Here is a 12,887-nt window from a genome sequence, read left to right on the forward strand (position 1 = left end):
CGGGTATTACTCGGTGCGCGCCGCGCGCACGCCTTCGAACTGCATTCGATAGTAGCGAGCATACGTGCCGCCGCGGGCGAGAAGCTCCTCATGTGTGCCACGTTCCACGACCTGCCCACGTTCCACCGTGGCGATCTCATCGGCATCCTTAATGGTGGACAGACGATGCGCGATGATAATCGTGGTGCGATTGGCTGCCAAGCGCTCGAGCGACTCCTGAACAGCCTCCTCGCTCTCGTTATCAAGGGCACTCGTCGCCTCATCCAAAATAAGGATGGCGGGGTTTTTGAGAAACACGCGCGCAATAGCGATACGCTGCTTCTGACCTCCCGAAAGACGGCTGCCGCGCTCGCCTACCACCGTGTCAAACCCCTCGGGCAAGCTCTCGATGAACTCGAGGATGTTCGACTGCTGGGCAGCGGCGGCGATATCCTCATCGCTCGCGCTGGGACGGCCATAGGAGATGTTGTCGCGAATAGTGCCGTCAAACAGATACACGTCCTGCTGCACGATGCCAATGGCGCGGCGCAGACTCTCCTGCGTCACATCGCGCACGTCCTGCCCATCGATGGTAATGGAACCGGATTGTACGTCGTAAAAACGCGGCAGCAGCGAGCACGTGGTTGACTTGCCGCCGCCAGAAGGTCCAACGAGCGCGATAGTTTCGCCCGGCCTGATGGAGAGATTCATGTGATCGATAACGGGGCGAACTCGGTTTTGCCCATCGTCACCCAGCTCGCAGTCGTCGTAGCTAAAGCACACATCGCGATACTCGATGGCGCCCTCTTCCACGCGCAGCTCTGTCGCGCCGGGCTTGTCCTGCACGTCGGGCGCCGTCTGAAGCACCTCGTCCATGCGCTTAAATCCGGCGAGAGCTTTCTGGAACATCTCGGTCGAATTGACAAGCGTCTCGATGGGCGTGCAGAACAAGGAGATATAGAGAGCAAAGGTTGCCATGTCAACGGGGCTCAGCTCGCCTTGAGCCACCAACCAGCCGCCCAAGACGATCACGACAAAGTACAGCACGCCGCTCATAAGGCCATAGGTAGCCGTATACGTTCCCATAGCATGGTACTGATTGACCTTAGAATCCAGGTAGCGGTCGTTGGCATGACGGAATTTGGCGCGCTCGGTGCGCTCATTTGCAAACGACTTAACCACGCGAATACCCGAGAGCGAATCCTGCAGCTGCGAATTCACCTCAGAGATCTTCTTGCGATTATCGCTAAAGACGGCCTTCATGTTGAGATTCTGGCGCACCATAACCACCACGAGAACGGCGGTCACCACAGCCATCGCGCCCGAAAGGGCAGGGCTGATGGTAAACAAAATCACAAACGCACCAATGACCTCGACACCGCAGATAATGAGCCACTCGGGCAGGTGGTGAGCGCCCTCGCAGATATCAAACAAGTCGTTGACCACACGACTCATCATGTCTCCAGAGCTATGACTGTCAAAATAGGCAAAGCTAAAGCGCTCATACTGATCGAATAGGTCCTCGCGCATCTTGGATTCCATGCGCGCGCCCATCACATGTCCTTGAGCCGAGACAAAATAGCGGCAACCACAGCGCACGGCGTACATGACAACAAGGCCGATGGCGATAGCCCCGAGCGACTGCATGATGGCGGCCTGTCCCTGCGTAAAGAGACCTCCCGTCAGGCTGCGTAGGATAATCGGAAACGCCAGGTCGATCCCCGCGAGTATGAGCGCGCAGATGGTGTCGGCAACAAACAGATGCATCTGCGGCTTGTAGTAGCCCAGAAAACGGCCAAACATACTATTTTTAGCCACGAATGGCTCCTCCCTATACAACATGTGGTGCTCACCCGCCCTTCAAAACGGTACCGAGACGCCGAAAAGCCACGCACAATCGTCAACTTTTGCCTACAAAGAGGAAAAAACGAACGATTCTGCGTGACTTTTAAAAATCAATCGCACATCGATGGCTTCGATTGATTCCAGATCGTCAAAACGCGCAGGCCGCGTACCTACTGTTCCGCTGCAACCTCGGCGTCGGAGGCAAGACGGTGCGCAATCGCATCGCAAGCAAGAGCACCCACAACGGTCTTGGCATCCTCAATCTTGCCATCCAAGACAGCGTCAATGAGCTCAGACAAAGGAACGAGGTCCACGTTGAGAAACTCGTCCTCGTCAGGACAAGCCTCATCAAGTTCAAGATGCGTCGCCATGTAAATGCGGATCAGCTCGTCTGCAAAACCGGCAGACGAGGCAATCGTCGTGAGGTAACGCATGCGGCCGGCGACAAAGCCGGTCTCCTCGCGCAATTCACGCTTGGCGCACTCAAGCGGGTCCTCACCCGGATCGAGCTTGCCAGCGGGAATCTCAACCGTCACGCGATCGAGGGCCGTTCGATACTGGCGAACGAGCGCGATCTTGCCCGAATCGGTAAGAGCGACAATGGCAGCAGCGCCCGGATGGCGCACGATATCACGACTGGTCCGGCGCCCATTGGGGAGCTCGACCTCCAGACGGTTCACATCGATGATGCGGCCGTGCCATGCGCATTCCTCGGAAAGAATATGCTCGTGCAGGGCGGCGTCGCGGGGGTCGTCATCGCCCAAAACAAGCGACTCCTCCTCAGGCTCCATCTCATCGACGATCGTCGCGTTATTCGAAATCTCTTCTGCCATCGTATGCGTTTGCCCTCCCTGGCTGGTTATGCGTCCCATGCGCTGCGACCCTTAAGGGCGCGCAGGCCAATGTCATGACGAAGGGTCTTCCCCTCAAAATCAATCTTCTCGCAGGCAGCATACGCCAGGTTACGTGCATCCTCAAACGTAGCCCCCAGCGCGGTGACGTCGATCACACGACCACCGTTGGTGAGGATCTGACCATTCTGCTCGCGCGTACCGGCATGATAGACGGTGACACCATCCAGAGCCTCTGCATCCTCGATACCCGTGATGACCTTACCCTTCTCGTACGATCCGGGGTAGCCGGCAGAGGTGAGCACAACCGAGACAGCCCAGTCGTCGCACCAAGAAAGCTCGACCTCATCCAAGCGCTGCTCGGCGCAGGCAAGCATCACATCGACCAGATCGTTTTGCAGACGGGGCAAAATAACCTGCGTCTCGGGATCGCCAAAGCGTGCGTTGAACTCCAAGACCTTGGGGCCAGCTGGGGTAAGCATAAAACCGCCATACAGGCAGCCGCGGTAATCGATGCCCTCACGATGAAGCTGCTCGACAGTCTGATGCATGATGGCAACCATGGTCTCGTGCTCCTCGGGCGTCACGATAGGCACCGGGCTGTACACGCCCATGCCACCCGTATTGGGACCGAGATCGCCTTCAAGAGCACGCTTATGATCTTGAGAAGTGGCCATGGGGCGCACCGTGATGCCATCGGTAAATGCCAGCAGCGAGCACTCGGGGCCGGTGAGCATCTCCTCGACAACCACAGTGTTACCAGCATCGCCAAAGGCACCGGAGAAGCACTCATGCACGGCATCGAGAGCCTGCTCGAGCTCGGTGGCAACGATAACGCCCTTGCCCGCAGCTAGACCATCGGCCTTAACCACCAGCGGAGCGCCCTGAGCGTTCACGCAGTCGAGAGCCGACTGCTCATCGGTAAAAGAGCCATAGGCGGCAGTGGGGACACCGGCGCGCTCCATCAGCTGCTTGGAAAAAAGCTTGGAGCCCTCCATCTGCGCACCCTCGGCGCCCGGGCCAAAGCACGGAATGCCCGCCTCACGCACGGCATCGGCCACACCCACAACAAGCGGAGCCTCGGGACCGATGACAACCATGCCGCAGCCATGGTCTTTGGCAAACGCCGCGACGGCGGCGGGGTCGTTCTCGTCGAGAGAGATATTCTCGCCCTCCTGAGAGGTACCACCGTTACCCGGCGCGATGTAGAGTTTGCCGCAGCGGGGCGAAGCGGCAAGCTTCTTGGCGATTGCATGCTCGCGGCCGCCCGAACCCAAAAGCAGGATGTCGATGGCCTGGGACTCTGCGTTCATTGATCCTCCTTGTTACCTGCCGCGCGCAGCGCAGCGATACTCACAAAAACGAATATACCCCTCCGTGGGAATTATCCGCGGAGGGGTAGGAACCATACGCCTATGCGCTACTTCCAAAAACGGTTGATAATCTGCTCGCGCTCCGCGCCCACGCCGATGATCGAGACGCGCGTGTGCGCCAGGTCCTCGACAAACTCGACGTAGCTGCGGGCCTCGGCCGGCAGGTCTTCAAACGCACGGCAACCGGTGATGTCGCAGCTCCAGCCAGGGAGCTCCTCGTAGATGGGCTTAGCGTGTGCGAACAGCTCCTGATGCTCGGGTACGGAGGTGTAGCGCGTGCCGTCGCAGTCGTATGCGACGCATACCTTGATGGTATCGAACGCCGAGAGCACATCGAGCTTGGTCAAGGCCAGGTCGGTCAGGCCGTTCACGCGCGACGAGAAGTTGGCGATGGGGCCGTCAAACCAGCCGCAGCGACGACGGCGACCGGTAGTGACACCGTACTCGTAGCCCAGCTCGGTGAGCTTGTGGCCGCACTCGTCCGTATCGTAATCAAGCTCGGTGGGCATAGGACCAGAACCCACGCGGGTGATGTACGCCTTCATGACACCGATCACGCGGTCGACATTCTTCATGCCCACGCCGGAGCCAGTGATGGCGCCGCCCGCGGTGCAATTGGAAGAGGTGACAAAAGGATAGGTGCCGTGGTCTATATCCAAAAGAGTAGCCTGGGCGCCCTCGAACAGCAGCGTCTTGCCTTCATCAATCATGTCGTTGAGCAAAAGGCCCGTCTCGCAGATGTAGGGACGCAGGCGCTCGGCGTACGGCAGATACTCCTTGCAAATCTGGTCAACCGTGTAGGTGGGCAGATGGTAGAGGAGCTCCAGCTCGGGATTGACGCGAGCGAGCGCGATCTCGAGCTTCTCGCGGAAGATATTCTCGTCCAGCATATCCTGCATGCGTAGGCCGATGCGAGCCATCTTGTCCTGATAGCAAGGACCGATACCGCGCCTCGTGGTGCCAATGTTGTTCTTGCCCAGCAGCGTCTCGAACGCACCGTCAAGATCCATGTGGTACGGCATGATGATGTGTGCGTTACCGGAGATGCACAGGTTCTTGGTCGAAACGCCATCTTTCTCAAACATATCGATCTCTTCGAGAACCACCTTGGGGTTCACGACGCAGCCGTTAGCGATAACAGCCTTCTTATCTGCATACATGATGCCGGAGGGAATCTGGTGCAGACCGTATTTCTTGTCACCCACCACGATGGTGTGGCCAGCATTGTTGCCACCGGAGTAGCGCACAACGCCATCAAAATCGCCTGCGATAAGGTCGACGATTTTGCCTTTGCCCTCGTCGCCCCACTGACCTCCGACCAACACGGTAGACGGCATCTTGACTCCTTCACGAATACAAGCGCGATTGCGCATTCAAACGTATCTATTATAGGCGCACGTACGTGCTATTCCTCGGCATGCTCGTTAAGCTCATAAAACTTAGTGGAGGCAGCCAGGAAGACCAGGTCCACATCGCCAATAGGGCCCGAACGGTTCTTGGCAACGATAATTCGCGTGATACCCTCGGGCGGGCGGTCTTCGCGCCCGGCCTCCTGCTCGTTACTCGAACGATCCAGGAACATGACGATGTCGGCGTCCTGCTCGATAGAGCCCGATTCACGAAGGTCGGAGAGCTGTGGGCGCTTGCCGGTACGAGACTCGACGGCACGAGAAAGCTGCGAAAGCGAAATGACGGGAACGGAGAGCTCCTTGGCCATAATCTTAAGGGCACGCGACATCTCGGAAACCTCGACGGTACGGCTCTCAGCGCGACGACCCGCAGGGGGACTCACCAGCTGCAGGTAGTCGAGGATGATAATGGCCTTCTCCTTGTTATGGAGCATACGGCGCGCTTTGGCGCGAATCTCGGTTACCGTAATTCCAGGGGTGTCGTCAATCAAAATATCAAGGCGGGAGAGGTCTTCTGCCGCTTGGCCGATATTCGCCCACTCCTGCGGAGAAATCTTGCCTGTACGGAAATTGGACATGCTGACCTGCGCATGGGCGCAGATAAAGCGCTGGGCGATTTCCTTACCGCTCATCTCCAGGGAGAAGAACGCTACGGTATACCCTTCAGACGCAGCGTTGAGGGCCAGGTTGAGTGCAAACGAGGTCTTACCGACAGCAGGACGCGCGCCGATGATTACCAGCTGGCCCTCGCGCAGGCCCATGAGCATGCGGTCAAGACTGGGGTAACCCGTGGGGACACCCGCGGCAACGCCACCGGCCTCGCAGACCTCTTTCGCCTCGTTAAAGGCCTCGATCAAAAAATCATTCAGCGGCTTGTATGCGTTTTTGACCTCACGGTCGGTCACAGACAGCAGCATACTCTCCGCACGCTCAACAACCTCTTTGGTATCGGTCGGAGCGTTATAGGCAAGCTGATTGATCTGGTTGGTGGCGCCGATGATCTCGCGCAGCATGGCATCACGGCGAACAATGGAAGCATGGTGCTGCCAGTTCACGAGCGACAGCGTCTGGCCCATGAGCTCGAGGATATAGGCCTCGCCGCCTACTTCTTGCAGCTTATTTTGGGAATTGAGATAGTCGATAAGCGTGATGGAGTCGATAGGCATGCTGCGATCGTACATATCGTGCATGGTCTCGAACAGTGCCTTGTTCATTGGACGATAAAAATCGTCGGGGAGAAGCTCAGTGAGAGCCTCCTCCACAACCTCACTGGAGAGAAGCATGGCCGAGAGCACATTTGCCTCTGCGTCCGGGTTATTGGGAAGGCCCTGATGCGTCCCGCGCTCGGCAACAGACAGGTCCATGCGCACTCCTTTTTCTCATGATGCTTAACGTATCAATAGTACGGCACGGCGGGCGCGTTTCACGGCTCCCATGGTTTAAACATGCCTAAACGTTTTTATGTACAAGCAACGTACAAGTTTCAAGCTCAACTTGAAGGCATGCCTTTGACCTGCGGTAATATCAGTTATCAACGTTTTCAACAATTATTACCTGCGCTTTTACTGAGTTTTCAACAATAAAGCTCTGACCTGTGTTTATTCATTTTTAACCAGCGATTTACCGGAACTTTATCGTTTTTGATTTGCCAGCTGTATTATTTCTGCAGGTAGCGATAGCTGTTTATACAATGCGCAGGTAAAAGCCTCGCACTCACTTGATACAAGAATGGAAATACCCCATTCGTTCCTACTGGTCTATGCCAGCTTTTCAACAGCAGGTCATACGGCGTCTTGTGGATTTCTTCAGTCTCACAACAAAACACGCCATGGCACTTAAAAGCAAAGCCATGCTGCCTTCAGGACCTTCAACATAAAAAAGGCTTGGAGCCCAAAACGTGCTCCAAGCCTTCATGCCATGCGACATATGCAGCGAGTAGAGTTACTCGGCAGCAGCCTCGGTCTCGACCTCGGCGACAGCCTCCTCGGCGGTCTCCTCGGCCTCAGGCTCCTCGACAGCCTCCTCGGCGGTAACGCCAACGAGAACGGTCACGGTAGCGCGAATCTCGCGATACAGCGCCACGGGAACCTCATGGGCACCGGCAACCTTGATGGGCTTACCGAGCTCGACGCGCTTACGGTCGACCTCAACACCGAGGTCAGCCTTGATCGCGTCGGCGACCATGGAGGCAGTAACGGAGCCAAACAGCACGCCCTCGTCGCCGACCTTGGCGTCGACGGTAACGGACTTGCCATCGATGGACTCCTTGAGCGCGTTGGCGTCGGCAATGCGGACGGCCTCGCGCTTCTCAATGTTGTTGCGACGCTCCTCGAGCTGCTTCAAATTGCCCTTGGTTGCCGCAACGGCGAGCTTCTTAGGGAACAGGTAGTTCTCGGCGTAACCCTGAGCGACGTCTACGACGTCACCCTCGCCACCCTTGCCCTTGATCTCACCCAAGAGAATGACTTTCATGAGATCTCCTTGCGGAAATGCACCACTTACGCGGTGCGCAAACGTTTATTGTTTTGCCTTCTCCACTCTGTCTTGCTCCCGCGCAAGACCGCGGAAGTTCGCCCAGATGTCGATAAGGCCGACGATGCACATTGCGAAGAACATCGCCTCGAGCCAAACGGTCAAAAACGTGATCAAAAACCTGGTTAAGCAACCCATGCGGCGCTTCGCTTCGAGCGCGGAAACCACGCCAAAGCCCTGAAGCGCAAAGACAACACGCAGGCTTGCCAGCGTAGACGCACATACCGTGCGTAGCAGCTGTGTCTGCGGGATGTCTGCAAAGGACGCCCCGAGTCCCAGGATGCAAAGAGCCAATACGCCGACGCACCACATGGGCGCATCGAAATTGGCAATCTGCGGCATGCGGCGAATGCCCGTGCAGCGCACAGACATCGTATACGATCCAATACCCGCAACCAGCGCGTCAAACATAGCCGATGCCACATAGACAAACGGCCAGATAACCCGAAGGAGCGGCATGACCTGCGAAACAAGCAAGTCACCTTGGATATCGGACCCCACCGCAGAGCGAACGGTCTCTTGGAGCAACGCGACGAAGGACTTCGAAAGCGACATGCCCGACATCGAAGCGATGGTCGCATCAATACCAAGCGAAAGCAGCGAAGCCACAACGATCACGATGCACACCGCGGTTACGTTCGCTCGTCCGCGCCACATGCACCATGAGATGCCTGCAGCACAGACAAACACGGGAACAAGCAAAAGGGCAAACATGAAATCCCAAGCGCACGCAGCCGCAAAAACCAGCAAGCACACGCCAAGACCCGCACAAAGGCCCTTGCCCTTCTTTGCCTCAAGCAGCTCGCGCATACCGTAGGCAAGAAGAAACACTCCCAAATAAGGGAGATACGAACTCAACGCAGCGCCCAATGCCGTCCAAAGCAAGCCCTGAAGCAGCACAGCGGGCCGCACCGGAGGTTTAGGCCCGGCCGGCACGATTTGGCGCTGAGGTTCGTCGTTCCCGTTGATCATCGTTAAAACCTAAAGGCTCAGGGTACCTAGCCGCGATTGCGCTCGCCGCGGGAAGAAACCACGGGAACGGCGTAGGGCAGGAGAGCCATCTCGCGGGCGCGCTTGATTGCGTTCGCGATGTCGTGCTGATGCTGCGTGCAAGCGCCAGTGACGCGACGGGGCTTGATCTTGCCACGATCGGTCATGTACTTACGGAGAAGCTGAGTATCCTTATAGTCGATATACTCGGTGTTCTCCTTGCAGAACTGGCAGTACTTACGACGCGGCTGACGTGCAGAATAATCATTAGCCATGTCAAAAATACCTTTCGATACAACGCCAGGCTATTCAAGCCGGCGCCATCACCTAACTGGTGACATCCGCAGGTTATACAACCTTAAAACGGAATGTCCTCATCGTAGACGTCGACCGCGGGCGGCGCCTGCACGGGGGCAGGAGCTGCTTGCGGTGCCGCTGCGGGGGCATAGCCGCCGCCATAGGAGTTACCGCCATTCTGGCTGTAACCACCCTGGCCGCCCTGGCTGCCGCGGCTCATAAACTCGATTTCATCGACGATGACCTCGAGCTTGCTGCGGCGCTGGCCGTCGCGCTCCCAAGAGCTGTAACGGAGCTTGCCTTCGATCGCAACCTTCGTCCCCTTGGAGAGATAGCGGCTCACGGCCTCGGCACGGGTGCCGAACATCGTGCAGTCCACGAAGTTGGGATAATCCTCCCAGTCGCCCGTCTGCGGGTTCTTGCGACGGTCGTTGACGGCAACGCCAAACGAAAGCACTTGCGTGCCGCCGGCGGTTGCGCGCAACTCGGGGTCGCGCGTGAGGTTACCGGAAATGTTCACTCGATTGATGCTCATGCTGACTCACTACCTCTCGGGTGCGGTCGACTCGATGGCCGGCCGCGCTTCATGTCGGATTTCTACTCCTGGTCGTCGCGACGGACGATCATGTGACGGATCACGGCGTCGGTGATGCGCATAACGCGGTCGAGCTCGGCGATCTGAGTAGGATCTGCATGGAACTTGATGAGGGTGTAGTCACCTTCGGTGAGGTCGTTGATCTCGTAAGCGAGCTTGCGCTTGCCCCACTCGTCAACGTTGTCGACCTTGCCATTACCCTCGGCGATCGTGGTATCGATGCGCTTCATGACAGCGAGACGAGTCTCGGCGTCGAGAGTGGGGTCGACGAAGAACAGCAGTTCATAAGCCTTCATTTGGTCACCTCCTCTGGGCATAAGGCTCCGGGTCGTGAAGGTGCGCCCGGGGCAGGAAAAGACTTGATTATGCTAGATCATCTTCTGCACATGCGCATCTTCGCAGCTAGAACCTCATGAGCTCTACATAACCGCGTTATACGAACGCCCCCCCGAAGGACAGCCTGGAACAGCCTTCTTGCCCTTTATGCTGCCTTCGGGAGAGCTTGGGCAAAGCATGCCATGACCATATACGCCCCTTCAAACAGATATGGCAAAAAATCGACCATTTTATTCTGTAGACTCTTACCCAAAATCAAACAATCCCAGGTCAAGGCTATAGACATACAGCCCATCGCACATAAAGGTTCCGAAAGCCTTGGCTCATATTTCTTAAAAAGCACTCAAGGACTTTTGATATGCCGGGTTCAACACCGTATTACACTGTTTGTTAATCAATCAACGTAAGGAGATTCCATGCAACCGGACACCGACGCCTCATCCGCATGCTCTTGCAACGACGCCTGCGAATGCAAGAACCAAAATATCTCTTCTATGTGCCTTGTCTGCGGCAAGGACAATCCTTTCTCCCTCCACGCTCAGATTGTGGAGCACCCCGAGAAAGATGAAGTTGTGTGCTATTTCACACCGCAAGAGATACATCAAAGCTACCCCGACCGCGTGCATGGAGGAATCTCGGCAGCGGTACTTGACGAGGTGATCGGGCGTGCTGTTCAGATGAAACACCCCGATATCTGGGGCGTCACCATTTCCCTTTCCCTCAAGTATCGCAGGCCACTTCCCTATGGAACACCCCTGGAATGTCATGGCCGCTGCACTAAAATCACGCGTCGCACGTTTGAGGGAGAGGGCGAAATTCTAACACCCGACGGCAAAGTAGCCGTCCAGGCCACAGGAACATACGCCATCTGCCCGCCCGACGCCATGACCGGCGAGGGAAACCTTGACGATATGTGGTTTGAAGACGATCGCCCCGTCGAAGACCTTTAACGCAACGGGCGCACAGAAAAACTGATGGAGGAGGATGCCCCCGCGCTTCGCGCCGGAAGCGCTGCGGCGCTTTCGCACCTTGCGTGCTGCGCTGCAAACGCTCGCGCGTTTGCCCAGCTCCGCACCCCTACGGGTTCGAACCCCTCCTCCTGCTTCTGCACGGGGAGGGCCCGATAACAAAAAAGCTCCCATCGCTGGGAGCTCAAAATTCAAACTGGCGGAGGAGGAGGGATTCGAACCCTCGTGACCTTATACAGGCCAAACGGTTTTCGAGACCGCCGCATTCAACCACTCTGCCACCCCTCCGCGTGGGGTAGAAAACAGGGCGCGCCATAAGACACGCCCTGAGTGAAATCTGGCGGAGAGTCGGGGATTTGAACCCCGGAGACGCTTTTGACGCCTACACGATTTCCAATCGTGCTCCTTCGGCCGCTCGGACAACTCTCCGTTAAGTGCATAGGCAATTCTACCGGAATATTCAAAACTTGCAACCGAGAATCTTCCAAAATTTTAAACCGTCAATCGAAGAAGCGTTTTAACGCCCATTCTCGACGTGTAAGATAGGGCGCGGACGCGCATGCGAAGCTCACCGCGCCCGTCGCACGCGTCACTAATTGTCTATCCCCTGGAGTGCCTGTGTTCGCTATCTGCACCCTTCTTTCCCATACTCTATCCGGCGTTTGCGGCGCCGTCATGATCTCGACACCCGTGTATTCCCAGCCCGTTGCCATCCCCGTCTGGCTTGAGCTGGCAGCCGTCATCGCAGCCTCTATATCAGGTGTGCTCACGGCCCGCAAGCGCAACCTCGACCTTATCGGTGCTATCGCGCTCGCAGTTGTATGTGGACTCGGAGGAGGTCTTTTGCGCGATATGACCCTTCAGGTGGGAGACGTCTATATCCTCAAGCAACCGCTCGCGCTCCCCATCTCCATCGCAACCGCCGCCATCATCTACATCGTTCCCGCCATCGTCGACAAGCCCGAACGCCTTATCCCCATACTCGATATCCTCTCGGTTGGCATCTACTCGGCAACCGGCGCAGACAAGGCGTTTGTCCACGGCTTCGATCCTTTTGTTTGCGTCATGATGGGCGTGTTTACCGCTGTAGGCGGCGGGATGCTGCGCGACGGGTTTATGGGCGACGTGCCCGGCATCTTTCAGCGCACAAACTTCTACGCCATTGCCTCCATCGGAGGAGGAGCAACCTATGTGGCGCTCATGCGACTCACCCCCATATCCAGCGTGGCCGCACTCGTTGCCTGCGTTTTCGTAACGATTGCCTTGCGGTGGCTCTCCATTCGCTTCGACATAAAAAGCCCCACCGAGGATGACTTCGCGCGCTGGTTCCATCGTAAAAAATAGAAAGCAACTGGGTAGAGGGGTCTCCTTCGACCGCTCGTGATCGGGATTACATCGTCCACGATCGACACCGGTTCCCATATGGGCGGCCCTTTCATCACAGCTACATATCAGTTGGCCTCTAGAGCAATTTGTCTCTAGAACCGTCTCTCTCCCTACAATGAGTGGCGGTTTTTCGAGCATTTTCCAACGGCTGGCGGTTTTTAAATCACCTAGAGTATCGCGTCCCGAAAAGTGGTGTAACGCCGTCCCCCGGAGCGGGCCCTCCCCATGCTACGCCGCGCGCAGCTTCCTGTCGAACGCCTCCTCGACGAGCGCGAGGACGCTCCCGACCTCGGCGGGCGAGGGCTCGGGCGACGGGGCCGCCGAGA

At 57.1% G+C, this 12,887-nt stretch carries 12 protein-coding genes and 2 tRNA genes; 2 read left to right on the forward strand and 12 right to left on the reverse strand.

Annotated elements, in window-relative coordinates; all coding sequences use genetic code 11:
- Positions 1–6: 6 nt before the first annotated feature.
- From HF320_RS07425 to rpsF, 10 genes are all read right to left on the reverse strand, one after another.
- On the reverse strand, positions 7–1,782 hold the full coding sequence (locus HF320_RS07425) for an ABC transporter ATP-binding protein (RefSeq protein ID WP_211159016.1): 1,776 nt from the start codon (positions 1,780–1,782) through the stop codon (positions 7–9).
- Positions 1,783–1,994: 212 nt separating this feature from the next.
- Positions 1,995–2,657 (reverse strand): NUDIX domain-containing protein, encoded by a 663-nt coding sequence (locus HF320_RS07430; RefSeq protein ID WP_169277760.1) that lies wholly within the window; start codon positions 2,655–2,657, stop codon positions 1,995–1,997.
- A 26-nt stretch (positions 2,658–2,683) separates the two neighbouring features.
- Entirely contained in the window at positions 2,684–3,988 is a 1,305-nt protein-coding gene (purD, locus tag HF320_RS07435; protein WP_169277761.1) for a phosphoribosylamine--glycine ligase, read from the reverse strand.
- A gap of 107 nt (positions 3,989–4,095) precedes the next feature.
- Positions 4,096–5,385, reverse strand: a complete 1,290-nt coding sequence (locus HF320_RS07440; RefSeq protein WP_169277762.1) for an adenylosuccinate synthase — start codon at positions 5,383–5,385, stop codon at positions 4,096–4,098.
- Positions 5,386–5,453: 68 nt separating this feature from the next.
- A complete protein-coding gene (gene dnaB, locus HF320_RS07445) occupies positions 5,454–6,821 on the reverse strand; it encodes a replicative DNA helicase (RefSeq protein WP_169277763.1) in 1,368 nt (455 codons plus the stop codon).
- A gap of 577 nt (positions 6,822–7,398) precedes the next feature.
- Entirely contained in the window at positions 7,399–7,929 is a 531-nt protein-coding gene (gene rplI, locus HF320_RS07450; RefSeq protein ID WP_169277764.1) for a 50S ribosomal protein L9, read from the reverse strand.
- 45 nt (positions 7,930–7,974) lie between these two features.
- The gene (locus HF320_RS07455; RefSeq protein WP_169277765.1) at positions 7,975–8,961 is read right to left on the reverse strand and encodes a YybS family protein; all 987 of its coding nucleotides are present in this window, start codon (positions 8,959–8,961) and stop codon (positions 7,975–7,977) included.
- A 26-nt stretch (positions 8,962–8,987) separates the two neighbouring features.
- Positions 8,988–9,254: a 30S ribosomal protein S18 gene (gene rpsR / locus HF320_RS07460; protein ID WP_022386306.1), complete on the reverse strand. Its 267-nt coding sequence runs from the start codon at positions 9,252–9,254 to the stop codon at positions 8,988–8,990.
- Positions 9,255–9,337: 83 nt separating this feature from the next.
- A complete protein-coding gene (locus tag HF320_RS07465) occupies positions 9,338–9,811 on the reverse strand; it encodes a single-stranded DNA-binding protein (RefSeq protein ID WP_169277766.1) in 474 nt (157 codons plus the stop codon).
- Between the two features lie 62 nt (positions 9,812–9,873).
- A complete protein-coding gene (gene rpsF, locus HF320_RS07470; RefSeq protein WP_040219536.1) occupies positions 9,874–10,167 on the reverse strand; it encodes a 30S ribosomal protein S6 in 294 nt (97 codons plus the stop codon).
- Positions 10,168–10,623: 456 nt separating this feature from the next.
- Between rpsF and HF320_RS07475 the strand changes: the two genes are divergently transcribed.
- Positions 10,624–11,157 (forward strand): PaaI family thioesterase, encoded by a 534-nt coding sequence (locus HF320_RS07475; RefSeq protein ID WP_169277767.1) that lies wholly within the window; start codon positions 10,624–10,626, stop codon positions 11,155–11,157.
- Between the two features lie 215 nt (positions 11,158–11,372).
- Here HF320_RS07475 and HF320_RS07480 read toward each other — a convergent pair.
- Together HF320_RS07480 and HF320_RS07485 are read right to left on the reverse strand one after the other, a co-directional pair.
- Positions 11,373–11,463, reverse strand: a tRNA-Ser gene (locus tag HF320_RS07480).
- 50 nt (positions 11,464–11,513) lie between these two features.
- Positions 11,514–11,604, reverse strand: a tRNA-Ser gene (locus HF320_RS07485).
- A 189-nt stretch (positions 11,605–11,793) separates the two neighbouring features.
- Here HF320_RS07485 and HF320_RS07490 point away from each other — a divergent pair.
- Positions 11,794–12,519: a trimeric intracellular cation channel family protein gene (locus HF320_RS07490; RefSeq protein ID WP_349290718.1), complete on the forward strand. Its 726-nt coding sequence runs from the start codon at positions 11,794–11,796 to the stop codon at positions 12,517–12,519.
- The last annotated feature ends 368 nt before the right edge of the window (positions 12,520–12,887 follow it).

It is taken from the genome of Collinsella acetigenes (assembly GCF_012844445.1).
Classification (GTDB): domain Bacteria; phylum Actinomycetota; class Coriobacteriia; order Coriobacteriales; family Coriobacteriaceae; genus Collinsella; species Collinsella acetigenes.